The sequence below is a fragment of the Leptospira ryugenii genome (assembly GCF_003114855.1).
GTDB classification, from domain to species: Bacteria; Spirochaetota; Leptospiria; order Leptospirales; family Leptospiraceae; genus Leptospira_A; species Leptospira_A ryugenii.
Genome location: NZ_BFBB01000008.1, coordinates 221460 through 245696, shown reverse-complemented (window position 1 = coordinate 245696; position 24237 = coordinate 221460). Strand labels below are relative to the sequence as shown.

General features: G+C 40.1%; 28 protein-coding genes. 13 read left to right on the top strand and 15 right to left on the bottom strand.

Annotated features, from left to right (window positions below):
- Positions 1-12: 12 nt before the first annotated feature.
- From DI060_RS13755 to DI060_RS13730, 6 genes are all read right to left on the bottom strand, one after another.
- The gene (locus DI060_RS13755; protein ID WP_108977541.1) at positions 13-318 is read right to left on the bottom strand and encodes an STAS domain-containing protein; all 306 of its coding nucleotides are present in this window, start codon (positions 316-318) and stop codon (positions 13-15) included.
- A gap of 50 nt (positions 319-368) precedes the next feature.
- Positions 369-1580, bottom strand: coding sequence for a Crp/Fnr family transcriptional regulator (locus tag DI060_RS13750; protein WP_108977540.1), 1212 nt, complete (start codon positions 1578-1580; stop codon positions 369-371).
- Positions 1581-1652: 72 nt separating this feature from the next.
- Positions 1653-2159 (bottom strand): tetratricopeptide repeat protein, encoded by a 507-nt coding sequence (locus DI060_RS13745; protein ID WP_244594411.1) that lies wholly within the window; start codon positions 2157-2159, stop codon positions 1653-1655.
- Between the two features lie 15 nt (positions 2160-2174).
- Positions 2175-3092: a vWA domain-containing protein gene (locus DI060_RS13740; protein WP_209452048.1), complete on the bottom strand. Its 918-nt coding sequence runs from the start codon at positions 3090-3092 to the stop codon at positions 2175-2177.
- Positions 3093-3223: 131 nt separating this feature from the next.
- Positions 3224-3853, bottom strand: coding sequence for an NUDIX hydrolase (locus DI060_RS13735; protein ID WP_108977538.1), 630 nt, complete (start codon positions 3851-3853; stop codon positions 3224-3226).
- Complete coding sequence (locus tag DI060_RS13730) at positions 3850-5067, bottom strand: ribonuclease D (RefSeq protein ID WP_108977537.1); 1218 nt, start codon at positions 5065-5067, stop codon at positions 3850-3852. The genes DI060_RS13735 and DI060_RS13730 overlap by 4 nt, the downstream gene beginning before the upstream one ends.
- A 41-nt stretch (positions 5068-5108) precedes the next feature.
- On the opposite strand from DI060_RS13730, the gene purF reads away from it, so the two are divergent.
- The 7 genes from purF to DI060_RS13695 are packed head-to-tail and all read left to right on the top strand — an operon-like array spanning position 5109 to position 10739.
- A complete protein-coding gene (purF, locus tag DI060_RS13725; RefSeq protein WP_108977536.1) occupies positions 5109-6536 on the top strand; it encodes an amidophosphoribosyltransferase in 1428 nt (475 codons plus the stop codon).
- Positions 6537-6538: 2 nt separating this feature from the next.
- Positions 6539-6916 carry a 6-carboxytetrahydropterin synthase QueD gene (gene queD, locus DI060_RS13720; RefSeq protein WP_108978132.1) on the top strand — a complete coding sequence of 126 codons (378 nt, stop codon included), beginning with the start codon at positions 6539-6541 and terminating at the stop codon, positions 6914-6916.
- Complete coding sequence (queC, locus tag DI060_RS13715; protein WP_244594410.1) at positions 6913-7623, top strand: 7-cyano-7-deazaguanine synthase QueC; 711 nt, start codon at positions 6913-6915, stop codon at positions 7621-7623. Before queD ends, queC begins: the two co-directional genes overlap by 4 nt.
- Positions 7624-7632: 9 nt before the next feature.
- Complete coding sequence (locus DI060_RS13710) at positions 7633-8310, top strand: hypothetical protein (protein ID WP_108977534.1); 678 nt, start codon at positions 7633-7635, stop codon at positions 8308-8310.
- Positions 8311-8367: 57 nt separating this feature from the next.
- Positions 8368-8649 carry an NAD(P) transhydrogenase subunit alpha part 2 gene (locus DI060_RS13705; RefSeq protein WP_108977533.1) on the top strand — a complete coding sequence of 94 codons (282 nt, stop codon included), beginning with the start codon at positions 8368-8370 and terminating at the stop codon, positions 8647-8649.
- An 8-nt stretch (positions 8650-8657) separates the two neighbouring features.
- Positions 8658-10055: an NAD(P)(+) transhydrogenase (Re/Si-specific) subunit beta gene (locus DI060_RS13700; RefSeq protein ID WP_108977532.1), complete on the top strand. Its 1398-nt coding sequence runs from the start codon at positions 8658-8660 to the stop codon at positions 10053-10055.
- Positions 10056-10067: 12 nt separating this feature from the next.
- Positions 10068-10739, top strand: coding sequence for a response regulator transcription factor (locus DI060_RS13695; protein WP_108977531.1), 672 nt, complete (start codon positions 10068-10070; stop codon positions 10737-10739).
- Here the strand turns inward: DI060_RS13695 and DI060_RS13690 are convergent.
- Genes DI060_RS13690 through DI060_RS13670 form a run of 5 tightly spaced genes read right to left on the bottom strand, consistent with a single transcriptional unit; the run spans position 10736 to position 17099 of the window.
- Entirely contained in the window at positions 10736-11758 is a 1023-nt protein-coding gene (locus DI060_RS13690) for a tetratricopeptide repeat protein (RefSeq protein ID WP_108977530.1), read from the bottom strand. The two genes, DI060_RS13695 and DI060_RS13690, sit on opposite strands and share 4 nt — an antisense overlap.
- On the bottom strand, positions 11755-13332 hold the full coding sequence (locus DI060_RS13685) for a cytidylyltransferase domain-containing protein (protein WP_135355056.1): 1578 nt from the start codon (positions 13330-13332) through the stop codon (positions 11755-11757). The genes DI060_RS13690 and DI060_RS13685 overlap by 4 nt, the downstream gene beginning before the upstream one ends.
- Positions 13307-14857, bottom strand: coding sequence for a spiro-SPASM protein (locus DI060_RS13680; protein WP_108977528.1), 1551 nt, complete (start codon positions 14855-14857; stop codon positions 13307-13309). Before DI060_RS13680 ends, DI060_RS13685 begins: the two co-directional genes overlap by 26 nt.
- A complete protein-coding gene (locus tag DI060_RS13675; RefSeq protein ID WP_108977527.1) occupies positions 14854-15873 on the bottom strand; it encodes a putative peptidyl-prolyl cis-trans isomerase in 1020 nt (339 codons plus the stop codon). The genes DI060_RS13680 and DI060_RS13675 overlap by 4 nt, the downstream gene beginning before the upstream one ends.
- Positions 15874-15884: 11 nt before the next feature.
- Entirely contained in the window at positions 15885-17099 is a 1215-nt protein-coding gene (locus tag DI060_RS13670; protein WP_108977526.1) for an aspartate kinase, read from the bottom strand.
- Between the two features lie 104 nt (positions 17100-17203).
- On the opposite strand from DI060_RS13670, the gene DI060_RS13665 reads away from it, so the two are divergent.
- On the top strand, positions 17204-18133 hold the full coding sequence (locus DI060_RS13665) for an acyl-CoA desaturase (RefSeq protein ID WP_108977525.1): 930 nt from the start codon (positions 17204-17206) through the stop codon (positions 18131-18133).
- A 12-nt stretch (positions 18134-18145) separates the two neighbouring features.
- Here DI060_RS13665 and DI060_RS13660 read toward each other — a convergent pair whose 3' ends face one another.
- The 4 genes from DI060_RS13660 to DI060_RS13645 are packed head-to-tail and all read right to left on the bottom strand — an operon-like array spanning position 18146 to position 20427.
- Entirely contained in the window at positions 18146-18622 is a 477-nt protein-coding gene (locus DI060_RS13660; RefSeq protein WP_108977524.1) for a hypothetical protein, read from the bottom strand.
- Complete coding sequence (locus DI060_RS13655; protein ID WP_108977523.1) at positions 18622-18915, bottom strand: LIC13255 family lipoprotein; 294 nt, start codon at positions 18913-18915, stop codon at positions 18622-18624. The genes DI060_RS13660 and DI060_RS13655 overlap by 1 nt, the downstream gene beginning before the upstream one ends.
- Positions 18912-19457, bottom strand: a complete 546-nt coding sequence (locus DI060_RS13650; RefSeq protein ID WP_108977522.1) for a hypothetical protein — start codon at positions 19455-19457, stop codon at positions 18912-18914. Before DI060_RS13650 ends, DI060_RS13655 begins: the two co-directional genes overlap by 4 nt.
- Positions 19444-20427 (bottom strand): zinc-binding dehydrogenase, encoded by a 984-nt coding sequence (locus tag DI060_RS13645; RefSeq protein WP_108977521.1) that lies wholly within the window; start codon positions 20425-20427, stop codon positions 19444-19446. Before DI060_RS13645 ends, DI060_RS13650 begins: the two co-directional genes overlap by 14 nt.
- A gap of 75 nt (positions 20428-20502) precedes the next feature.
- Here DI060_RS13645 and DI060_RS13640 point away from each other — a divergent pair, with 75 nt between their 5' ends.
- The 5 genes from DI060_RS13640 to motB are packed head-to-tail and all read left to right on the top strand — an operon-like array spanning position 20503 to position 24237.
- Positions 20503-21291, top strand: a complete 789-nt coding sequence (locus DI060_RS13640; protein ID WP_108977520.1) for an MlaD family protein — start codon at positions 20503-20505, stop codon at positions 21289-21291.
- Positions 21292-21301: 10 nt separating this feature from the next.
- Complete coding sequence (locus tag DI060_RS13635; RefSeq protein WP_167837008.1) at positions 21302-22381, top strand: glycosyltransferase; 1080 nt, start codon at positions 21302-21304, stop codon at positions 22379-22381.
- A gap of 20 nt (positions 22382-22401) precedes the next feature.
- Entirely contained in the window at positions 22402-22617 is a 216-nt protein-coding gene (locus tag DI060_RS13630; protein WP_108977519.1) for a flagellar FlbD family protein, read from the top strand.
- 1 nt (position 22618) lies between these two features.
- Positions 22619-23401 (top strand): motility protein A, encoded by a 783-nt coding sequence (locus DI060_RS13625; RefSeq protein WP_108977518.1) that lies wholly within the window; start codon positions 22619-22621, stop codon positions 23399-23401.
- A gap of 8 nt (positions 23402-23409) precedes the next feature.
- Positions 23410-24237, top strand: a complete 828-nt coding sequence (gene motB, locus DI060_RS13620) for a flagellar motor protein MotB (RefSeq protein WP_108977517.1) — start codon at positions 23410-23412, stop codon at positions 24235-24237.

The window sequence follows — 24237 nt, the reverse complement described above, 5'->3', positions numbered from 1 at the left end:
GGTCACTCCGGTTTAAAGACCGAAAAACTGGTCTAACATCAACTTCTTAAGAGTCTCTTTTAATTTGTCCTGGATATTGATGATCTTTACGGTCATCCTTTTTTCATCTGCCTTGTTCTTAAACGATAGCAGTCGTGAGATTCCCAAAGAGCTAACAATGACTACCTTCTCCATATCGAGAAGGACTTCTGTGGCAGATTTTTCCAGAGTATTTGCCAAGGTCTCACGTAGCTCAGCCGAGTTACCGTCCAAGATTTGGTCCATAAACTTGATATGGATGGTATTGCCCTTTTCTTCGATTTGTATTTTTTCGTTCATTCTAGTTCACACAATAAGACAGGCTATTCGATAGAAAACGCAAGAAGAAATTATTTCAATTTCTTAAGTTTGTTCTCCATACTCGCCTTTTTATGGTAGAATTGGACGAGTTTTTCTAACTCTGCCATGTCGGAACATACGATTTTTCCCATGTCCAGGCGAATAAATTTGTTTTGTTTCATAATGTCTGCAATGAGTAGTTCGTCTTTCGGATCAGTAAGACCCACCATTTTAAGTAGATCCTTAGTACCTATCTCAAAGTTGTATGCCTGTTTGGGGGCAATCTTGACTCTATTTTTTTCGCTCAATGTGAGGAGTGTGTCCACAATCCTAGCTTGGGAGTCTTTTAACATAAGATTGGCTAATTGTTTGTAAGCTGTCCAAATTCGCTCGGAGAGAAGGGTAATCAAACGAGTCGCAAGTTGAGGCTGAGCCTTTACCATCCCCTCGAAGTTTGCTTTGTTAATGGCTAACAATTCCACATCTCCAGAGGCAATCGCGGACGCAGATCGAGGCTTATTATCCAAAATAGCCATCTCTCCAAAAATGTCGCCCGCTTGTAATACAGCTAACATCACTTCGTTTTGGTTAACGATTTTGGAGATTTTGACCTTTCCGGCCTGTAAAATGAACAATTCCTTTCCAGGCTCATGTTCACAAAAGATCATTTCATTGTCTTTGTAGGTACGATTGAATTTTGTATAATCGATCACCGCGCCTTGGAAAGGCTGGTTCATGGTTTGTAAGCGAAGTTTGGCCTGCGGTACAAACTGACCGCTGGGTAAGTGTTTCAAATAACTTTGGTAAGCAAAAGTCGCATGAGACATATTTTGCTGTTGGAAATAGTACTCACCGATTTTGAACAATTCGTTCGGATCTTCCTCAACGGCATTACGAAAGGAAAGTCGAGTGATGGTAGTATCGAACTGACGGAGCTTCATCGAAAAAAATCGAATGATGTTCATCGCAACCGCTGTCGACTTTTGGATGAGGGTTCCAAATTGGTCGTAGCTGACAGAGATTAAAGATACATTGGTAAGCGATGTGGCGGATTCGATTTGAGCATGTTGGCTCATGGCTGCGACAACACCAAAAAAGTCTCCCGGTCCAAGAACCTGGTTAGGATCCTCTCCGACAACTGCTGTTTCTCTTGTAATACGTACCTTCCCTTCGCGAATGATATAAAAATTATTCGCATCTTTCTTTCCCTCTACAATGATGTAGGAGTTTGCTGGGAAGGTAACCATTTGAAAAAATGACATTGTTAGCTTTTCTCTACGTAACCGTTGACTACTTTATTATCGGAGATCATAGAGGCAATATTTTCCTAAAAATTACTTATTTTTGGATTCTTTTAAAATTTCTAATTGGGAAAGTTCCAGTTCCGCTTCTTGCGCAATTTTCGACGAATAGGTATTTTTCGTTATATCCAACAGAATATTTTGTGCTTTTTCTTCCTTTCCAAGACGGATCCAAGCACGTGCTGATTCGAGATATGCATCGAGACCCTCCTCAGTATTCGGATAATCTTTGTACATTTGTAGCTCATTTTCTGCCAAAGCTAAGAGATCGCCCCTCTTTTTGTGAGTCCTAGAGAGCAATTTCCTCGCTTCCCACTCTTTTGGGTGCCGGAGGTAGAGAACCAGAAATAGCTTTAGCTCCTCTAAAGCCTTTGTATAGTTTCGATCTTCAAAGCTTTCTAGCGCTCGTTTGTAATGGAGTTCCCCTGCTTTTCTTTCCTCTTCTTTGAAAACTTGCCCTACCTTTTGGTTCGTTTGGGAAAAGAGAGCTTGGTTAGAGCAAAATAGGCTAATCGAGAATACTATGGCCAGCAACTTCATACTTATTATGTCGGTTTAAGGCTGAAAGTTCTGTAAAAGATTTAACTCCGATTTTGCCATGCGGGAAGGAATCCCATGCATATCCCAAAGTTCCATTTGCGCAAGCGAATCGATCGATTTTGCTAAATGTAAGACAATTTTCCCACTACCTTTGGATTCAGACAAGGATTGCACTTCTAATTGGATTAAATCCGAAGGAGGGATTTGGTTTAGGACACTTTTCTTTTCTCTCGGAAAGACCATCAACTTCGCCAAGTATTCTTGGTGCGAAAGAATTCCTTCATATTCGTATCTTACAATGTACGAATTTGATTCAGAATAGGGTAAAATGCTTACAATTTTGATTTTAGGTTCACTAGGTTTGGGCGAACTAACAACGGTTTCTATTTTTACCTTTGCCTGCTCAAAACTTTGGAAGGCTATCGCTATGTCCTCCCTTTCTCGAATCGAAAAATAAGATCCATTGCCCGCAAGACTTAGGGAACGCATTTCATCTTCAGATCTGGCATCCAATGAGATTCCTAAGACATGGAGTTTGAATTTTTTTCCGCGCACCTTAATGCGTTGCAAGCTTGCAATCGGGTCTCCATCACAGCTTTCGATTCCGTCTGAGATCAAAAGGATCTGGGTTTCCTCTCTCTCATTGAGTAGATGTTCTCCCACAATATCGATCGTAGAGGCAATGGGAGTAGAGCCAGCCGGTATTAAGTTTCCTAGTTTGCCCATTACGGAAAAACTACTTCCTCTACGTATCGGATGGTAAAGACGAGCGGAGTCGCAGCCAGGTATTCGGTTGCCATAGGCAACTAAGCCAACTTCAGCATCATAGGGAAGTTTACTTAGAAATCGTTGAAGTTGTTCCTTTGCCAAGGCCATACGAGAGATACCGTCTAACTTTTCGGCCATTGAACCACTCGCATCTAATATTATCACATATCTTTTATTAGGCGTATTTGGCTGGATCATCCAAATCGGCAAACAGATGAAAAGTAAAAAGATAAAATATCTGAATGGAGGAAGTGAATGGATCACACTATGAATGTCGGCCGATTCAAAAACTTACCTTAGTTTCTTGGGGGGCGGAAAAAGGGAGGAGTATTGAGATTTGGCTTCACGAGATTTGGCTCACGTTGGAAGGAGGCATAATGTCTTAGGAATCGGAGAATCAATTCACATGTGGCCCCCCAAAGCAATCCTTCATCTAGATCAAAATAGTAAGCCGTATTTTCTGGCCCACGGTTGGGGATTTGAATTTGGTAAAAGGGAGCATTCCAAAGACTTTTGATTGGAAGGAGAATCACCTTTTCTACTTCATCTCTATTATAGGAAAATTGGAAATCACCGGAATAGATCCCCAAAAAAGGAGTAATATGAAATCCTGTTCTGGTTAGCAGATGTTCATGCTTTCCTATGATTTCGATTTGAGTGCGAGAGACTCCCATCTCTTCCTCCCATTCTCTCAGGGCACAAGACAAAAGATCTGAATCTTCGGGATCCTTGACTCCACCTGGAAAAGAAATCTGTCCCGGATGAGATTTGAGGTGTTGGGAACGCTGGGTTAAGATAAATCCATGTTCGCCTTCTTGGGTATGGAAGATTGGCACAACCACAGAAGAAACGATTTCTGTTGTATTTGGCAGCTCATTCCATCCTTGGTTTAGTTCAGAGCGGATGCGTCCTAAGTCGAGATTCATCCTTCTGCTTGCTGTTTGGCTTGCTTTTTTTTTCTTTTTGCGATGAAGGCTTCTTTGGAACGAATCGGTGTGAGTTTTTGGAGAAGACTATCATAATTGGAACCACTTAAAGCGGCAATCAGGGAAGGTCCATAATTTTCAACTTTCCAGTCAGAAAAGATTTTTAAACCCCTGAGCTCTTCTACATTTTGTGGGTTTGCTTTTAGAATAGCGATGAGCTGTTTGTTAGACGGAAGTAATGAATGTTCCATCCTTCGAATCCTCATGATGCGCAGTCGCCATTTCTTAGCCAATTGGAATTTTTTATCTTCTTCTTCATTTAGATCTTCACCATGTCGTTTGGTAAGCTCGGAAGCTTCGATAGGATCATTGTATTCACTGATCAAAAGTTTATAAATCTCTGCTCCATCTTTCTTTCCAAACCATTCCATACATTTTTCTTCGTTGGGTTCTTCTTTTACAGATTGTGCGAGTTTATCATTTCCAAAGACTCGAAAGCTGGCTTTGTTTATCCGCTTTGCTTTTTCATCGCGGTAGCGCAAAAGCTCCAAGATCTTTCTCCTTTCAAGGGGAGTAAAATTTAAGATATCGGGAAACTTTGCGAGGGAAAATCCCTCTCCTTCCTTTGCCACATAGGCTTCCTGCGCTGTGAATGCAAATTCTGACTTTGCTTCGTCTAGCAGATTTCGTTTTTTCAATTCCTCTTCCATCTTCAGCCAAATCGATTCCAGATAAGCTGTATCCGAAGCCGCATACCTAAGCTGTTGTTTTTGTAGAGGTCTCGTCTCCCAATTGGATTTTTGTTCAACTTTGGAAAGAGTAACTTTGTGGTAGTATTCAACTAAGTACGATAAGGAGCTTTGTTCCATGGATAGGAGCCTAGAGCTAATCATTGTGTCCGCAACATTGACAAACTCATAGGAAAAATCTCTTTTGAGAGCTTTGATATCGTCTTGGGCCGAGTGAAAAATCTTGAGAATCTCTGGGTCAAGAAAGAGAGGCCCGAGAGATGACAAATTCGAGATCCGAAGCGGGTCGATTAGGTAGTTTTTTCCCCGAGAATTGATCTGTATAAGGCAAACACGTGGATAATATGTGTAATATCCGGAAGATTCGGTGTCAATTGACAAAACTTTTGACTGCCTGAGATTGAGCAAGGCTAGTTCTAAAGCTTTCGGCGTATCAACAAGAATATAGTTGGAATTGGTTTGCATCTAATGGTGATTTTAGAAATACTGCAATTGTCATTCTAACAATGATTCTTCAATCTGACAAACCAAAAGAAGAATGTGCCATTTTCGGCATCTACAATAGCAAGGAAGCGGCTAATTTCACGTATCTCGGATTGTACTCCATGCAACACCGTGGTCAGGAATCCAGTGGGATTGTTTCCACCGATGGAGCGCACCTCTACCGATATGCGAACATGGGTCTGGTTGCCAATATATTTACCCAACCTAAAATAAGAGAACTCATCGGCGAGGCAGCCATAGGACACAATCGTTATTCCACAACAGGTGCTAGTTTTCTCCGGAATGCGCAACCTGTGAGAGTCGAATCTCACCTAGGTCCAATCGCCCTTGCGCACAATGGAAACTTAGTCAATTCTTGGGACATCCGAAATCGATTGGAAAGAGATGGCTCCATTTTCCAAACCACTATCGATTCAGAAGTCATCGTACATTTAATGGCAAAAAGCCACAAGACAGACCTCTTAGAGGCGCTCTGTGAATCTTTATCACAGGTTAGAGGAGCCTACTCACTTTTGGTATTAACCCCTCGCTATTTGGTTGCGGTTCGTGACCCAAATGGCTTTCGCCCTTTAGTGATGGGAAAACGATCAGATGGTGCGATTGTGTTCGCTTCCGAAACTTGTGCTTTTGATATCACCGAAACCGAATATGTGCGCGATGTAGAACCGGGTGAAATGATTGTCATAGACCATACAGGTATGCGATCACTCTATCCATTTCCAAAAGCAAAACCAAGTCTTTGTATTTTTGAATACATATACTTCGCAAGACCAGACTCTTACATTTTTGAAGAGTCTGTCTATAAGGTCAGAAAATCTCTCGGTAGGCAGTTAGCGCGTGTTATGCCAGTCGAGGCAGATGTGATTATACCTGTTCCAGATTCTGCTAACATCGCAGCTTTAGGATATTCGGAAGAATCTGGGATTCCTTACCAGAGTGGTTTGATTCGTTCCCATTACATCGGTAGGACCTTTATTGAGCCGGACCAAAAGATTCGGGACTTCGGCGCAAAAATCAAATACAATGTGGTAAAAGAGGTCGTTGATGGAAAGCGCGTCGTCGTTATCGATGATTCCGTGATGCGTGGAACCACAAGCCGAAAAATTATTAAAATGATCCGTATGGCTGGCGCAAAAGAGATTCATTTTCGAGTTTCTGCTCCACCAACTGTTTCTCCTTGTTATTACGGCATTGATATTCCGACCCATAAAGAATTGATTGCAGCTACTCATTCTATTGAGGAGATCCGTAAATACCTACGTGTAGATACGCTTGCATACCTTACTTTGGATGGGATGCATGATGCCGTTGCTGGTCATAAAGGCGGTGGATTCTGTGATGCTTGTTTTACATCCAATTACCCAGTCGAATTTCAAAACCACGTAGGAAACCAAAAGTCTCTTTTCACAGAATACTCTACGGAAGAGTGATGATGGAAGAGATCGAGCTCGAAAAGACATTTGGTTTTGAAGCGGCCCATTATTTGCCGAATGTTCCAGAAGGCCATAAATGTAGAAGGATGCATGGCCACAGTTTCCGATTTTCTGTGTGTTTGAAAGGCCAAATCGATTCACATACTGGTTGGTTGATGGATTTTGCTGATCTCAAATCTGTTGTAAAACCTATCATCGAAAAAGATTTAGATCATTATGTGTTAAACGAGGTGAAGGGTTTAGAAAACCCAACGAGTGAAAAATTGGCTGTATGGCTTTGGAATCGCTTAAAACCTGAACTCCCATTACTTTACAAGATAACTGTTTTTGAAACATGTACTAGCTCATGTGTCTATTACGGTCCCAAACAGCCATGAAAGATACAAATGGCGCGGTTGTACTTTTATCAGGAGGATTGGATTCAACAACTTGTCTTTATCTAGCTGCACATGACTTCGGTTATCCGAAACAGAAAAAGCTTCCCATATTAGCACTTTCCTTTCTCTACTCACAAAAACATAAAATCGAAATAGCGAAAAGTAAATTGATCGCTGAAAAATTAGGAGTAAAGCATCTGGTCCAAAAATTGGATCCAGAGTTTTTTTTAGGAAGTTCTCTGACAGAAGAACGTTTGAAAGTTAGAAAAAATGTTCAGTTGAACCAATTGCAAAAGGACAAGGAGATTCCAAATACATATGTCCCTGGGAGAAATACTTTGTTTTTGTCTTTTGCTTTATCCTTAGCGGAAGGCCACGGATATGATTCCATTTATATTGGTGTAAATGCACTCGATTATTCCGGATATCCTGACTGTAGACCCGAGTTCATCCAAGCGTTTCAGACTGTAGCAGACTTAGGAACAAAAACGGGCGTTAGTGGAAGAAAAAAAATACAGATCAAAACTCCCTTGCTCAAACTGAACAAGAAGGAGATCGTTTTACTCGCAAATCGTTACCATGTGCCTTTCGAGTTAACTCACTCTTGCTATGATCCTGTGAAAGGAAAGCCGTGTGGAAAATGTGATTCCTGTTTGCTTCGAAAAAAAGGTTTCGAGGAAGCAGGTATCTTAGACCCTACTGCATAAGACAAATCATTGCGATTTTTATCCTCGATTCTCATTATATCACTCCTTGTACATTGTAGCCAGAAATACAATACTTACGTTGCTTCAAAACCATCAAAACCCAAGTTCTATTTAGAAAAGACAAAAGTTGGAATCGATATATACTTTCTTCGTTCCATTAGCTCGCAGATCGCAGAAGGCGAAGCAAAAACAAAATTGATCCAAAAGATAATGGATAACCATGCAAACTGGTTTGATGTTAGGCTAAGGCGATATCTCCTGGCGAACGGGGTGCACCTTGTAAACGAAAGAGAAAAAGCAGATTTGGTATTGGAAACAACTATCTTAGATATGGGGGAGGTAAGACCTAAAATATTCATCCAAGGGCTTTCGGTGGGTTTGGTTTTTGGATTTATCATAGGCGAGGCGACGGGAGAGCCAGAGGTAGGACTTGCGGTTTTTATCTGGGAAGTAATTGAAGAAATCATCATTATCTATCTGTTGAAATCATTTTTTATGATTACAACAATTGAGATGAAGGTGAGTACTCCCTCCAATGAAGTGCTGATGGAAAAGGAGTTTACCTCGTATTCAAATGAAGAATTTGAAGAGACATTGCCAGATTTTGCGAAAAAGCTTCGAGAAAATAGGGTCCGAGGGAGTTTAGAAAGCAATGCCCGAGATATTGCGGACTATTTAAAGAAGTAAACCCAAGGAAAAATTGTTTTCCAAAAAGACGAAAGATTCCATAACTACTTCAAGCCTATGGAAATATTTGTAACTGCAGTCACGATCTTCGTTTTAGCAATCTTCGTCGGATTTGAAATCATCACTAAAATTCCTCCCATCCTTCACACACCACTTATGTCGGGTTCCAACGCAATCTCTGGCATCACTCTGATCGGTGCTCTGTATGCAGCCGGGATCCAAGAAAGTAACCTCACAAAAATCTTAGGATTTTTGTCCGTGATCTTTGCAACCATAAACGTTGTGGGCGGATTTTTGGTGACGCACCGTATGCTTGGAATGTTTAAGAAAAAGGACTAAAAGCAAACATGCAACTCAGCCACTTCTTAAATCTTTCTTATCTTTTGGCCTCTGTTCTCTTCATCGTTGGATTAAAACAGTTAGGCACCCCAAAAACGGCAACCAGAGGAAACTTATTGGGAGCTATCGGGATGTTGATTGCCGTACTCGTAACCCTTCTGGACCAAAAAATCCTAAGCTATGATTGGATCATTCTCGGGATCTTGATTGGTTCTGCAATTGGTGTTGTCTTAGCCATCAAAATCCAAATGACCGCAATGCCACAACTTGTAGCTATCCTAAATGGATTTGGTGGGATCGCCTCGGTCATGGTTGCTGGTGCCGCTTTAGAACTTTCGATACCTACTTATACCTATGTCGTAAATTACCAAGAGATCATCTCCATTGTCTTCTCTGCTATCGTCGGCGGGGTGACTTTCAGTGGAAGTTTTATAGCCTTTGGTAAATTACAAGGCTTTATCACAGAGAAAGCAGTTCGTTATTCAGGAGACCAAGTTGTCAAAATCATATTCGGGCTTATCATTCTTGGTCTAGGAGTTTTCCACGTCATCAATCCAACTGATGAAGTACTCTATTGGGTACTAAGTGCAATCAGTTTGCTTTTAGGAATTTTATTGGTAATGCCTATTGGTGGAGCTGATATGCCTGTTGTGATATCACTTCTCAACTCCTATTCAGGGATAGCGGCATCTGCTACTGGTTTTGTTTTAAATAACAATGTTCTGATCATTTCTGGCTCCCTTGTTGGTGCTTCTGGAATTATTTTAACTCAAATCATGTGTAAAGCTATGAACCGTAGCTTGGCAAACGTTCTATTTGGTGGATTTGGTGCCATCGCAGAAGAGTCCAAACAAGATGGAGATTTCTATACAGGAAAAACCAAAGCAACAAGTCCTGAAGAAGTGGCAATGTTACTAGATATTGCAAGAACTGTAGTGATAGTTCCTGGGTACGGAATGGCCGTTGCACAAGCACAACATGCGGTTAGGGATTTGTATCAACTATTGACTGCGAAGGGTATTGATGTAAGCTTTGCAATCCATCCTGTCGCTGGACGTATGCCGGGTCATATGAATGTCCTTCTAGCAGAAGCAGACATTCCGTATGACCGATTAAAGGAAATGGATGAAATCAATAGTACATTTGAAAATGTTGACGTGGTGATCGTCAATGGAGCAAATGATGTTACGAATCCTTTGGCAAAGACCGATCCGAAATCACCAATTGCGGGAATGCCTATCTTAGATGTAGATAAGGCAAAAACTGTAGTGGTCATTAAACGGTCGTTAAGTCCTGGTTTTGCTGGAGTTCCTAATCCATTATTCATCGCAGACAACTGTTTGATGTTATTTGGTGATGGAAAGAAAGCAACTCAAGAGATGATCAACGCTCTCAAAGAATCGTAAATGGATTGTTAAATGAAGAAGCAGGTTTATATCGTAGACGACCACCCACTAGTTGTGGATGCTCTGCAAAATTTAATTTCTCAGTCGGAAGACTTAGATTGTATCGGGTCCTCAGACAACATAGAGAATGCATTCTTAGAAATTGAGAAACTAAAACCTGCTTTGGTCTTGGTTGATATCCAATTGAAACAGAATCAAAGTGGATTGCAACTACTCAAGAAATTGCGCACTGCTTTCCCCGAAATTGCTGTGATCATCATCAGTATGTTGACTGACGATACATTTGTAGACCGGGCATTTAAATTGGGAGCTATGGGCTATGTATTCAAAGAAGATACCACAACGCAAATAGTTGAGGCGATCCAGACAGTTTTGAAAGGTGACTATTTTGTGAGCTCTTCGCAAGCAACAAGGCTTTTAGGTCACCTATACAAAAACTCCCAAAAAGAAGAAAAGGATCCAATTGACCGACTTTCCAACCGTGAGTTGGAAGTCTTTCTAATGATAGGCGAGGGAATGCCAGTAAAAGAAATCGCAGCCAATATGGGTCTTGCACCGTCTACAATTGAAACTCTCAGATCCCGGATTAAAACAAAATTGAGTATCTCAGAAAATGAGAAGTTAATCCGAGTGGCCGTAGAGTGGAAGTATACACAAGCAAAACAAGACCAATCTGCTACTTAGTATCTCAGTTTGAAATAATGGTAGAGTAGGGTTTTCCCTTCTCTACTAGATAGTAACATTTTATAAGTGTCCGTGACATTTGAATTGTTGCGGTCTTGTTTTCTTGTAAAATGGAAAAAGTCATTTGCTTTCTCTTCCAAACCCAAGTTCAATAAAAGGTTTAGATAAAAACTCTGGTCAAATTCATCTGCAAAGGGGGAGTATGCTATGGTTCGAAACAAGGCTTCTGATTCTCTCCACTTGCGAATTTCGAAGTAGCAGCGTGCATAAATTCTCTTTTCCCGCCAGCCTAGAATTTTATCATTCTTAAGATATGATAATGCCTTTTTGGGATCACGGTCCATTTCATAAATTGCACGACCATATAGATTCGAAGCGACTTGGTTTTTTGGTTCGATTTCTAAAATAGACTCTAGTTCATTTTTTGCATTTAAAAGTTCACCTAATTCGAGATATGTTTTTGCAAGAATAATCTTTGCTTCAAGGTAGTTCGGTTTGTACTCTAAGGATTTGGATAAAGATTCAATCGCTTTATCATATTCCGCAAGAATATAATAGGATAATCCTAAATTGTAATGATAAAATGGATTGTAAGGGGAAATTTCAATCGTCTTTACCCAGACTTGTTTTGCCTGTTTCCAATTGTCTGCCTGAGCAAAAATCATTCCGAGCAAAAAGCTAGATGCCTCATGACTAGGTTCGAGTGATAGTGATTTCTGGAGAAATTCTTTAGCATCTTGCCAATCTAAACGAGAGTACATCAAAGCACCTGCTAGATAATAGTATTCTGCTTCAGTTTTAAATTCTTCAGCTTGGATTCGTTTCCATTCTTGGTCAGCAAGCGCAAATTTACCAAAGCGTAATGCATTGATGATATTTCTCCCTGTCTTTTCTAATTCGATTTTTCTTTGGATGAGAGCAATATCCTCTGTCGCTAGCGTCTCTTGTGCCGATTGAGTTTGGAAGGAGAGAATGCTTAGGAGAAGGAATGATAGTATATGTCGTAAACTTTGTTTCATAAACCTGCTAGCCATCTGATTATTTTTTCTTGGGCAGTGATTTCAATCTTTATGTTTGGATTGCGTTCATTTAGCATTTGCCTTTCGAAATTTAAATGTTCTACATTTCCAAGATAAGGGACTGCATATTGTTTAGAGAAAAAAATACCTAAACGGTCATGCACAGGGCCAATGCCATATAAAAGGGTTCTTTTTTTCAAGAAGAGTGATTCTAACATTCCTATTCCATAATAGGTTATAAAAAGAGAGGCTGAATTGAGATACTCATAAAATACACTTTTTTCAATTCTTGGATAGTACAGAATTTCAGAGGCTTTCGGTTGGGCTCCTCCTATTCGGATTATGGCTGCTTCTTTTGAGAGTGGTAAAACTCTTTCGATAACAAACTTGTCCAACAATAGAGATTGATCTTGTGCTAATGAACCAGCATAAACTAGAATATGATTATTTTGTTCCTTCATTGATTGAAAAGTATAGAGCAATGGAGAGGTATAAAATGATATTGTATCGTTTGGCATTTCTCTTAGTTCAGGGTGTGGTAAAAAGAAAACCTTTTCCACATCTGCATCTAACTTACCTAAGTGATCGATAGCCAAAGCTGGCTTTTTTGGGATATCGCACTCTCTTGCATCATATATATAAGCATCAAATTCACTCTCTTCCAAAGAATTGCAAAAGATTAAATAACCTTTCATCTGCAACTCAATTGACAAAGACTTACATCGCTCGAAATGACCTGTCCCATACGTAAGTGGATCTCCGTATGAAATATGGATTCTTTTTTGATTTGGTTTGGCTTTAGGCAAATGGAATTGTATTTGTTGTACATTTCGATTCACCCTTGTTATTTCCGGATGATCTTTGTGAAATTGAAGAACCTCGGTTGCTCCAAAAAATGGATGCGTATTTTTAAAGTGTTTCCATAAAGACCGAATGAATTGCAAATCTAAGATTTCATCAACTGTGACTCGAATTTCATTGGATATTTCTTGTTGATGAAGGGAAAGATGTGGTGGAACCAATCGATAGATTTTATTGACTTCTAAATTTTCTTTTATGTGTAGACTAACATGTTCTTGGTGGCGTTCTTCATTCCATTCTAAGTTTTGATAGCTAAGTGATTCAAAGGAAAAACATTCACAACCCATACCAAGTGGAAGTGAGTTCATGGATAGATTATAGAACCGAGTGGGTAGGTGAAAAAGAGCCTCCTTCATCAATTCAATACTCGTTAGATCAACGAAAGGGTTATCAGCAGTGAATCGAAATATATCCTTAGCATTTACAGTTTTGGCCGCTTGAATGAAACGATCTCTTACGTTTTCAAGAGATCCTTGCAAAAATGGAATCTCCTTTTCTGACAAAAAATCTGCTAAAAGTTTTTCTTCATTTGGTATCAGGAAAAAGATTCGGTTTGCGGGAAAAACTTTACTTAATCTAGAAAAAAGATGTGCGATGATAGATTCATTTGAATCCTCATCGATACTCATCAATACCTTTTGGTTTAACCGAGAAGAGCTAAGTCTTGCTTGGATAAATGCAAAAGGATCAGGCGTTGAACGTATACCACTCATCACAGTTTAAGCATGGTGCCGGTATCGATTCATGTTTTCCAATCAATGAGTTGTGAAAATGAGCATCGCCTCGTTCCCAAATTTCACCAAACGAATCATGGATTAAGTTGCCAAGCTGGTGTTTCCACTCTTGTTTACAAAGATTTACATTCCCTCTCACATCAATGGAGAGATCTCTATTTAAATGCCAACAAAATTCTCTGTGAATAGGAGTTAAATCGCTGACACGCCGCTCTTTTAGTTTATGAGCAAATGTATTGTATTTCTGAAGGATGACATTGATTTGTTGTTTTTCAAAAAAGGTAAAGTATGAATCTACTTCATCGCCTACCTCAACCATCTTTATCATTTGCACATACAAAGAATCTTTAGGAACAAGATCTTTAAGCTTTAGCAGATTGCCTAGGACAGTGTCATATAAATCTTTTCCATATAAAGATGCATAAACTTCTTTATTTAAGGTACTAAGATTCACTATAAAGGACAGCTTTTTCTTTTTCTCTTCGCTAAGAGATCCTAACCATTGGAATAATGACTCAACATTTTTATACAGAGCAGTCTCTATCATCAATTCATTCAGTTGACTTGATTCTAGGATTTCATTCGTTATCTCAAAAAGTTGAGGGTGGAGGAGTGGTTCACCATTTCCTCCCAAACAAATGCTAAAGGAAGTGTGGATGTTTTGGTTTAATTTGGAGACAATTAGTTTTGCTTCATTTACGCTTATGTGCTGGTTATCAGAGTCTTTTTCTATCAATTGCCTTGGACAAAATGTACAATTCAATTCACACCCGCGATATATTTCCCATTCGATAAACGAAGGAGCAATCCTAAATATCTTCGGATTTTCTTTGATTTTGGGAAGAATATCACGATAGGAAAGATTTTGATCTACCGATAGAAGGGACTGTATGATTTGAAAGTTCCGCTGCTGATTCACCCGAAAATCTAGTCGAAATTGTCGGAGATCAGGTGCTACAAAAAATATATCTACATCGTATTGGTTTATATTCTTTAAGAAAAAAGAATGCACATCACTAGAAACTGCCTCAGGCAAACTCGAGAGAAACTCTCTAGTAATGATAGTGGGAATGATTCCTTCCGGAAGATTCTCACTATAAGAATATTGGCTAAAGAATTTTTTATGTCGAGAAAAAGACTCCTTCATCAAATCTACATCGAGTAGGGGTGTTAGTCCTTTTAAATATAAAAAATTTACTTCATCCCAATCAGGATCATTCCATTTAGAAGGTGGCAATTTTCCGCCAATCTTTCTTAAAAACTCTAGTTCAGTCTCTACATTTTCCAACTCAAGCCGATTTAAGAATGGGAAATTGGATGATTGGAACTTGGAAAATAGATCTTTGTCAAGACCAACAATGATCTTAATATTTGGGTAACAGTGATCTATTTTTTTGATCATAATGTCCCAAAGATCTTCTGTGAGAGTTTGATAAAGGAATTTAGAGGAACTCGGATCTAAATAAACAGCCGTTAAAGAAGGCAAATAATCAGTTTTCTTCATGGCGCTTCTTGTGAGTATTTCTCTTCAGGATTGGAAATACTGTTTTCCTTAATGTAAATAGGATCGAAAATTGTGATAGAGGTGGTCTTTCTGGTATTGGCTACCCATTCTTCAAAGTGCACTTGTTCCTTGTCTCGGAACAATAATCCTTGGATTCCTTTTCGAACGGCATCCAAAGGTGTGGGTCTCATTCCTTCAACAAACACCAAACAGTATCGTTTTCTCTCATCACGAAACACCTCAGACACTTTGCCTTGTTGCACCTGTGCAAGTACGGATGCTGTCGTAGGATGCGTTTTGTACAATTCGAAGGTGGGGATCCAATTGACAAGACCACCGTTCGCACGGTTTCTGCTTTCGTTTCTTGGGCCTGATGCTACCAGTTTAAAAAAAGAAGGATCAGCCATCGATTTGCTTCGGATCTCATTTAGCTCCTGGAAAACTTTACTTTCTTCCTCGATCGAGGTGTTTGTAGGTGAGAAGATGAGTTCTCTGAATTTGTACTCAAAGCCTACCTTCGCTTTATTTTTGTTGTACCAATTTTGTACTTCTTGTTCGGAAGGTAGAGGAGGAGAGATTTTTATTTGGAGAAGTTGAGCTTTTTTGATTTGGAACGGTAATTCTTCGAGCCATAGTTCATAAGGCATATTAAACTGTTGAGAAACTGCTTTTTTGAAGTACTCCATGTCCGTAATTCCTTGGGCTTCCATACGTTTCTGGATTTCTGACTCGATACGCTTTTCATTGACCTGTATAGATTCTTCATCTGCAGCAATGTCGACAACGGCTCTATCAATCAAAAAATCTAAGATTTGAGAATGCAATGAGCCTTTCTTTCTCGTGGACGGCACGAAGCGAGATAACATTTTATATTTCTCGGCACCTTTCTCAAAATCGGATTGGGAAATAGCAATGTTTCCAACAATGGCAACAACTTGGTTTAAGGTTTCATAACCGACCAAGGGAAGATTCAAAGCTACTAACAAAAAAATGAATGAAATAGCTCGAATCTTCATAGGTTGGATGTTTAATCGATGAAAGCAGCATGAAGCGCTTTAACTGCCGCTTCCGATTCACTTTGTCTAATCACACAAGAGATTTTGATTTCTGATGTTGAAATCATCTCGATATTGATTTTATTGTCGGCTAATGCCTGGAACATTTTTGCTGCTACGCCAACGTGAGATTTCATCCCAACGCCAACTGCAGATACGATTGCGATATTTTCATCGATTTCGGCAGTTCCATTCCCGTTTGTTTTAGCATAGGCTTCGATGATTGGTTTCGCTACCGTAGTATCTTTTTTGGCAATCGTGAACGAAATGGTATTGATACCATCTCTTGGAGAAGATTGAACAATTACATCAACAATCACATCTTTATTAGCTAATTGCGTAAATAGATCAGCTGCAATGCCAGGTTTATCTTTCACATCCGCAATTGTAATCCGTACTTGGTCACCTTTCGAAGTGACACCACTAACCTTCATCTTTTCCATTATTTTTTCCTCACTCATAACAAGTGTTCCTGGCTTTTCGTGAAAGCTGGAACGAACATGAATTACAACGTTGTAATTCATCCCTAATTCAACACTTCTAGAATGCAATACACCAGCACCAAGTGACGCTAGTTCTAACATTTCTTCATATGTAATTTGTTTGTGCATCTTTGCACTTGGGATTTTTCTAGGGTCTGCTGTATATACTCCATCGACATCCGTGTAAATTTCACATTCATCTGCCCCTAAGGCAGCCGCTAGAGCCACAGCTGAAGTGTCACTTCCCCCGCGTCCCAAGGTTACAATATTTTCATCTTTGTCTATCCCTTGGAAACCTGCTACAATCACCACCTTTCCCTTGTTAAAGGCTTCATCAATGCGTGTCCGATCAATCATTTCTATCTTTGCATTTGAAAAATTTCCATCGGTCAGAATCTTTACCTGAGAACCTGTAAAGGATTGGGCAGGAACACCGATTTCATTGAGAGCAATCGCAAGGAGAGCGATGGAAACCTGTTCCCCAGTGGACAGCAGCATGTCCATTTCGCGTTTGGGCGGATTTGTGGAAATTTGCTCCGCCAAGTCTACCAGTTCATCGGTAGTATGTCCCATTGCCGAGACAACAACGGCAACCTTATTGCCTTGCTCATGGTACTTTTTGATCCGATTGGCAACATTTTTAATTTTGGTGGTATCTCCTACGGAGGTTCCACCGTATTTTTGTACAACTATTCTTCCAGACATGGTTTGTAGGGTCAGCTTGCCCTAATTGCGATTGGAATCAAGTAGAATGAATTTTTTTGCAACCGCTTCTGATTCTTTGACTCTTATTCGTCATAGGATATTTTATGGAACCTTCTACAGCTACTATTGAGCCTATTGTGAAACACAAAGCTCCCAAGCTCTTTCTCATCTTGTTTTTTTTGATCCAGGCAACTGTTCTGACCGTATTGACAGTTCCTTTTACTTGGGAACTCTTTTGGGTTGCTTTTGTATCATATTTCGTTCGTATGTTTGGAATTACTGGCGCTTACCATCGTTATTTCTCTCATTCTTCCTTCAAAACTTCTCGGGTCTTCCAGTTCGTACTTGCATGGATTGGATCGATGGCGATGCAGAAAGGAGTCCTCTGGTGGGCGGCTCATCATAGAAACCACCATAAATACTCGGATACAGACAAAGACATACACTCACCTTCAAAGAAAGGCTTTTGGTATTCTCATATGCTTTGGTTTTTACGAAACGAGTACAATGATTATGAAGCAAAATTGATTCCTGATTTTTATAAATACCCAGAGTTACGCTGGTTGGATAGAAACCATTGGGTAGCCCCCCTTAGCTATTCCATCTTTCTCTATGCAGTAGGCGGTTGGGCATGGCTGGTCTACGGCTATGCAGTGGCAACCTTTCTGTTGGGCCACGCGACTTGGACGATCAACTCACTTTCGCATGTGTATGGGTCGGTGAGATATGATTCACGAGATACCAGCAAAAATAATTTTTTCTTAGCAATTTTAACTCTGGGTGAAGGTTGGCATAACAACCACCATTACTATTGTTCGTCGGTCAACCAAGGTTTTTACTGGTACGAGGTAGACATCACTTACTATATCTTGCGTGTTCTTTCTTGGTTTGGCATTGTATGGGATTTGAAAAAACCACCAGTCAAAGTTCTCGAAGAAGGCCGACGCAGAGACTTGGCAAAGAAAATGGGAATGGAGGCAATCAAACCAAATCTTCCCAAAAAGAATACCACAAAATCCGTTGCCTTAACTTAGGTAATGTTTGCATCACAGCCCGATTCGTTTGCGGATATGGGCTGGGATCTCATTCATGCTACTGTAACGTTTCTTTTTGCCTCCCGGAAGAGACACATAGTAAAAACCATTGATCATCTCTAAAAAATAATCGTTGCCCTTTTCGCCCAAAGAACGGTTGTCCAATTCTTTAATCATTTTCTGGTAGATAGGAGGAAGTAAGTCCCAACTTGAATGGTTGGTGATGACACCTTTGTCATTTACCGTGTAACTGCCATCTTGGTGAAGGATTTTGGTTCCATTGTAATCAAATACTTCCATGACTTGTAAATTTGGTGATTTTTTGGAGGAAGTATTTCCATTGCCTATTTCTTTAGATTCAGTTTCCTTTGGCTTTCCTTTTGGTTTTGATTTCAATCGACTAACATACAACAGTAGAAGCCCAAAAAAACCTAATAAGCTGAATAAAAAAATCTCCGTTGGCGATAATGTGAATAAATATCTCAACATTAGTTCAAAATATAATTGATTCTTTTGCAACTGTCAGGAGTCGGATTGTCAGCCTGCCATGCTGTGCAACTGGTAATTTCAATGGCTTTAATGCAACGATTCAAATCTGAAATTTTGACCCTACCAAGGAAAACTGTTTTAAGAATATGGCTCTTTCCACAACTTAAATCTTTGAGAGCGTATGCCTGCACTATCTTTGCATTTGCCTCAGCCGGTTGGTAAAAAATCTCATCTTTATTTTGAGTGCAAAAGCAAAGAAAGCAAAGTAGACAAATATAAAAAGAAGGCTTCATTTCTTTAAAAGATCAATTGTCTGAGTTTCGGATATGGGATATTCTATGCTTCCTATTGGCGAATGTATAGAAATAGTTCCTTGGATCTTAACCTCAGCTTTTTCTCCTCTTAGACTAGCACTCATAAGTGCAAAAACAACAGACATGAGGTCCGCTTCGAATCCATTATTGTTTTCTGAACGAATAATAAGAGGAATCTCAAGATTAGAAAACTTTGGAACGATTCGGTTTTCCTCATTGATGATGTTACCTAAACTGATCTCGCCTTCTTTTTTCGTAAGCAATGAACTTTTCAGTTGGAATTTGTAGATTTCTACGTCTTCTTCATTCGGATTTTCTATGGATACAATAGGAATCAAGGTGATCTTTGGAATCAAGCCACCACCTTGCTCTGTTTTTAAAAAGATCTGTTTGATGATGAACTTACATCTCTTTAGATTCTCTAAATTTTTTTTGTGAGTCCAAAAGCATGAGGCTAATAGACTCCCAACCAACAGCAAACATAGAGTTTTTAAAAAGAATGAGTATTTATTTGGGAGCAAAGACCACCTTACCTTCAGTCATGTGTGCTTTGTAATATTCTAATCCTTCTTGGAACTCTTCTAGCGGATATCGTTTGTTGATCTTGGTTTGGAAAATTGTTTTTAGATATTTTTGGGCTTCTTTTGCTTGTTTTTGGAATTCTTCCAGGCCTATAGAATAGATCCAACTTGTTAGCCAATAACCTTCAATTTTTTTATTTTGGAATAAAATCATACCAGCGTTAATCGGTATATTTTGCTCAGATAGGGCACCATAACAAATTAATTTTCCGCCATAGGGAATACATTCAATTACCTTTTGAGCCGTTGTGCCAGCAACGGCATCAATTGCATAAGTAGCATTTAATTTTTTTGCTGTTTTATAGAGTTCTTTCTCGAATTGAGGGGTTTCTGAATTGATGACATACTCCGCACCTAAGGCTCGCAAGCTGTCTTCCTGCTCTTTTTTGCGGACAATGTTAATCAATGGTAATTGTTTTTCCGCACACAATCGTACGACCATCTTTCCTAAAGCACTCGCTGCTGCCGTTTGTATCATGGCGGGGTGTTTTTCCTCGAGTGCCTTGGTAACCATCGCCCATGCAGTCATAGGGTTTACAAAAAAACAACATGCTTCATCCAAAGTAATTCCCTCTACCAAAGGTAGGCAATTTTCTTCTGTGGTGAGCATGTATTCGGACCAAGAACCGTCATTGTGGCCCGATACGCAGGAAACCAACATATTTGGTTTTAAGAACCGAATCTCTTTTCCTACGGAAACAACCGTTCCACTCGCTTCAAATCCTGCCGCAACGGGGGCCTTTTTTTTGATACCATAAAGTCCCCTAATGAACATTAGGTCTGAAGGATTGATTGGCGATGCATGGATTTTAATCAAAACTTCGTTGTCCTTCGGTTCCGGCATTTCCTTTTCTCTCAGCTCAAGGATAGGGGAGGTTTCGTCGTATTTTACGATCGTTACAGCTTTCATGACCTCCCATAGTCTGCGGTAAAAACTACTTGCCAAGCTTTTCTTTGGGAGAGATGGATAAAGAGAGTTTTTCCGATGAAAAAACCTAAAAATTTAGAAATTGCAATGGGTCTTTGCTTTATTGGAACACTCCTTTTTTCGTTTTTTATGACGGTAATCAGGCAAGACTCCAAGTCCAAGGATTACCCCTATCGGCTATCTCTCTACTATTCAAGAATCGATGGACTAAAAGAGGGAACAGAGGTTCGAGTCTTGGGCGTTCCCAAAGGCTACATAGCACATATCTCGGTAAAACCAGTGATCGAAATTTCAGACCGAAGGCATTTGTCACCTAATGAGACCGATGCGATTGAACTATTGATCGCAATGAAAGAACCCATCACGTTATGGGACAATTATAAAGTGGATTTTCAGACGATAACTGTTTTCTCAAACAGAGTCATCAATATAAATCCTGGTTCTTCAGAAGGAAAGACACCATATTTCAATCCAACTTTCCGAGAAGGAGAAAAGGTCCCAGATTATTTTCCGTCAGCAAGGTATTTTGATGATTTCTTTAAGGCGGCATCACAAACAATTGAAGAGAATCGAGAAGATATCCGATCCATAACACAAAATACGAGAGAGATCAGTGACAAATTAAATGGAAAAAAAGGTACAATCCCGCGGATCATCGGATCGGACGAAATGTACCTAAGTTTAAATGAAACAGTGACTGATGCAGAGAAAATTGGCATTGAGGGCAGACGATATATGGAATCTGCTAGAAATTTGGAAACCTCGATGCCAATTCCATTCTTTGTCACACTCTCATTTTATGGACGGACGACACTTCTAGGGAGAAGGATCGGTCCGCAAAATTAGGAGATATGATTTGAAAGTTGCAATCATTCATGACTGGCTGACTGGTATGAGGGGAGGAGAAGTTGTCCTCGATGCGCTTTTGAAAGCATACCCCGAGGCTGACCTCTTTACATTATTTTATAACCCTGGCAAACTGAATGCTCGTATCGAAGAAAGAAAGATCACCACTGCCTTCACAAACTCTCTTCCAGGGAAAGAACGTTACTATCGTTATTACCTTCCTTTGTTTCCAACAGCTATCGAATCATTGGATTTAAAGGGTTATGATTTAGTTTTGAGTTCATCCCATTGTGTAGCAAAGGGAGTCATACCACATCCAACAAGTCTGCATATTAGCTATATCCACTCGCCAATGCGCTATGTTTGGGATATGTATTATGAATACTTTCCAGCAAGATCTGGATTGAAGTTCTTTCTTTTACAAACTATCAGCAATTATTTGAGAACTTGGGATGTTGCCTCTTCTCAGCGAGTTGATTTCTTTACCTGCAATTCGGATTTTGTTGGCAAACGCATCCAAAAGTACTACCGACGTGAGTACCAAGTTATCCACCCTCCTTGCTTACCCGAAGGCTTTCGCGTGCAAGACCACTCTAAACAAGATTATTATTTGATGGTTTCTGCTTTTGCTCCTTATAAACGGATTGATCTAGCGATAGAAGCTTTCCGGAAGAATGGCAAGAAATTGATTCTGATTGGAGGGGGCCAAGACGAGAAGAAAATAGCTAAAATGCTCCCTCCGAATGTGGAATGGAAAAAGGGCTTAAGCCGCACAGAGGTGATTTTCCATTACAAACACGCGCGTGCCTTTCTATTTCCAGGTATGGAGGACTTCGGCATCACCCCAGTTGAGGCCCAGGCCTACGGTACTCCTGTCGTTGCCTATGGAAAAGGCGGTGCCTTAGAAACGGTTTTGGAGGGAAAAACAGGGGTATTTTTCCAAGAACAGAGCCCAGAGGCAATCAATGAGGCCATCCGAGAATTGGATAAAATAAACTTACGCCGGCGAGATTTCCAGAGGTCAGTAGACAGATTTACCGAAGAAAAATTCATCAACGAAATTCGAAAGACAGTCGATAGACATAAGTAGAAATCTCATAGGGGGATCTCTTGGTCATCCTACATCGACTCAAAGGTGCAGAATTCGTTCTCAACGCGGATTTGATCGAAACGATCGAAGCAAATCCCGATACAGTCATCACTTTGACCAATGATAAGAAATACATTGTTCAAGAGACTGTTTCAACTGTAATGGATTTAGTTTTATCTTATAAATCAAGAATTCATAGCAACCCTAAGATCCAAATGAGTAAGGACGGAAACTGAAATGGATATAGCAACGGTAATTGGTTTAGCGCTGGGTCTTGCACTCATGTTGCTTGGGGTTGTATCTGGTGGTCTTTCATTGACAGACCTTATCGATATTCCTTCCGTTATGATTACGTTTGGTGGTGCAGCGGCAGGTACAATCATTTCCTTCCCTTGGACATCGACTACGGGAGTTGGGGCTGTCACCAAAAAGGCATTCCAAACTCCAACATTCGATTTACCCAATTTGATCACTACACTTGTGAGTTTCTCTGAAAAAGCAAGACGAGAGGGATTGTTAGCACTAGAAGATGACATCAATGAATTGCCAGAAGAGTTCTTAAAGAAAGGGATCCAATTGGTTGTCGACGGTACGGACCCAGAGCTAGTTCGAAATATTATGGAAACAGAGATTAGCAATACCGCACAAAGGCACGCTTATGGTAGGGCTTGGTGGGATGCTTACGCTGGTTTTGCGCCTGGCTTCGGTATGTTAGGAACACTGGTTGGTCTAGTGGGGATGTTAAAGAACTTAGGTGGTGGAGATGCCAGTGCGATCGGTCAAGGTATGGCAACAGCTTTGATCACAACACTCTATGGTTCCTTGGCACAGAACTTATTTGCTGCACCGATTGTTCGTAAATTGACAAGAAGATCAGAAGACGAATTGGTAATCAAACAGGTGATGGTCGAGGGAACTCTTTCGATCCAATCTGGAGATAACCCTCGTATCGTAAAAGAGAAATTAGCTAGTTTCTTAACTCCAAGTGAAAGAGCTGCTCTTAAGGATGATGGAGACTAAGAGAGACAATGGCTAAACAAAAATGTCCTGAATGCATACAAAAGGTGCCAGAGTTTATGGCGACCTATGGGGATATGGTAACATTACTCCTTTGTTTCTTCATCCTTCTTTATACGACAGGAAAAACGGACGCAAGGGAAATGCAGATCATTTTATCTGCATTTAAATCAACAACAGGATTTTTCACCGGTGGCCAAACGCTTTCTAAAGGTTCATTGGAAGAAATGGGCATGCAAATCGAATCCTTACCTTCCCAGGTTGTAGGACGTAACTTGTCCAAGTCAAAAAAGGATGCTCAAGAGGTTTTCAAACCTGAAATTGAAGCTGGGAAAGTCAAAATTTCTGAAAACGAGAGAGGTCTAGTTATCTCTCTTGTGGGAGCAGATTATTTTTATCCTGGTTCTGCGATCCTAACACCTTCGATACGAGAGACTCTTGCCAAAGCTGCAGGTTTGATCAAAGGATTGGAAAGATTTGTGCGAGTAGAAGGGCATAGTGATGATGATGCCGTAAACCCTGTCAATCGTCCAGGTCGAGAAGAACGCGAGTACATCAATAATTGGGATCTTGCTGCAGCACGAGCAGTAAATACTACCGTCTTTATGATCAATGCCGAAGAAATAGAACCAAGTTGGTTCCAGGCAGTCAGTTTTGGTTCCTATCGTCCACGTTTGGTTGAAAACGATGGAACCCCGGAAGCAAAGGCATATAATCGTAGAGTGGACATCATCATTTTAACAGAGAAGTCCACAAAACGCAAACCAGGTGAGAGTAACTATGGTCTACCTGATTCGCGTTTACCAAACACTGAAACTAATGTAGAAGGAGATAACTAG

What these genes read in the sequence shown, in the direction of transcription:
- DI060_RS13755 (WP_108977541.1), bottom strand. Translation starts at nt 318, where the DNA reads ATGAACGAAAAAATACAAATCGAAGAAAAGGGCAATACCATCCATATC.
- DI060_RS13750 (WP_108977540.1), bottom strand. Translation starts at nt 1,580, where the DNA reads ATGTCATTTTTTCAAATGGTTACCTTCCCAGCAAACTCCTACATCATT.
- DI060_RS13745 (WP_244594411.1), bottom strand. Translation starts at nt 2,159, where the DNA reads ATGAAGTTGCTGGCCATAGTATTCTCGATTAGCCTATTTTGCTCTAAC.
- DI060_RS13735 (WP_108977538.1), bottom strand. Translation starts at nt 3,853, where the DNA reads ATGAATCTCGACTTAGGACGCATCCGCTCTGAACTAAACCAAGGATGG.
- DI060_RS13730 (WP_108977537.1), bottom strand. Translation starts at nt 5,067, where the DNA reads ATGCAAACCAATTCCAACTATATTCTTGTTGATACGCCGAAAGCTTTA.
- purF (WP_108977536.1), top strand. Translation starts at nt 5,109, where the DNA reads ATGATTCTTCAATCTGACAAACCAAAAGAAGAATGTGCCATTTTCGGC.
- queD (WP_108978132.1), top strand. Translation starts at nt 6,539, where the DNA reads ATGGAAGAGATCGAGCTCGAAAAGACATTTGGTTTTGAAGCGGCCCAT.
- queC (WP_244594410.1), top strand. Translation starts at nt 6,913, where the DNA reads ATGAAAGATACAAATGGCGCGGTTGTACTTTTATCAGGAGGATTGGAT.
- DI060_RS13705 (WP_108977533.1), top strand. Translation starts at nt 8,368, where the DNA reads ATGGAAATATTTGTAACTGCAGTCACGATCTTCGTTTTAGCAATCTTC.
- DI060_RS13700 (WP_108977532.1), top strand. Translation starts at nt 8,658, where the DNA reads ATGCAACTCAGCCACTTCTTAAATCTTTCTTATCTTTTGGCCTCTGTT.
- DI060_RS13695 (WP_108977531.1), top strand. Translation starts at nt 10,068, where the DNA reads ATGAAGAAGCAGGTTTATATCGTAGACGACCACCCACTAGTTGTGGAT.
- DI060_RS13690 (WP_108977530.1), bottom strand. Translation starts at nt 11,758, where the DNA reads ATGAAACAAAGTTTACGACATATACTATCATTCCTTCTCCTAAGCATT.
- DI060_RS13685 (WP_135355056.1), bottom strand. Translation starts at nt 13,332, where the DNA reads ATGAGTGGTATACGTTCAACGCCTGATCCTTTTGCATTTATCCAAGCA.
- DI060_RS13680 (WP_108977528.1), bottom strand. Translation starts at nt 14,857, where the DNA reads ATGAAGAAAACTGATTATTTGCCTTCTTTAACGGCTGTTTATTTAGAT.
- DI060_RS13675 (WP_108977527.1), bottom strand. Translation starts at nt 15,873, where the DNA reads ATGAAGATTCGAGCTATTTCATTCATTTTTTTGTTAGTAGCTTTGAAT.
- DI060_RS13670 (WP_108977526.1), bottom strand. Translation starts at nt 17,099, where the DNA reads ATGTCTGGAAGAATAGTTGTACAAAAATACGGTGGAACCTCCGTAGGA.
- DI060_RS13665 (WP_108977525.1), top strand. Translation starts at nt 17,204, where the DNA reads ATGGAACCTTCTACAGCTACTATTGAGCCTATTGTGAAACACAAAGCT.
- DI060_RS13660 (WP_108977524.1), bottom strand. Translation starts at nt 18,622, where the DNA reads ATGTTGAGATATTTATTCACATTATCGCCAACGGAGATTTTTTTATTC.
- DI060_RS13655 (WP_108977523.1), bottom strand. Translation starts at nt 18,915, where the DNA reads ATGAAGCCTTCTTTTTATATTTGTCTACTTTGCTTTCTTTGCTTTTGC.
- DI060_RS13645 (WP_108977521.1), bottom strand. Translation starts at nt 20,427, where the DNA reads ATGAAAGCTGTAACGATCGTAAAATACGACGAAACCTCCCCTATCCTT.
- DI060_RS13640 (WP_108977520.1), top strand. Translation starts at nt 20,503, where the DNA reads ATGAAAAAACCTAAAAATTTAGAAATTGCAATGGGTCTTTGCTTTATT.
- DI060_RS13625 (WP_108977518.1), top strand. Translation starts at nt 22,619, where the DNA reads ATGGATATAGCAACGGTAATTGGTTTAGCGCTGGGTCTTGCACTCATG.
- motB (WP_108977517.1), top strand. Translation starts at nt 23,410, where the DNA reads ATGGCTAAACAAAAATGTCCTGAATGCATACAAAAGGTGCCAGAGTTT.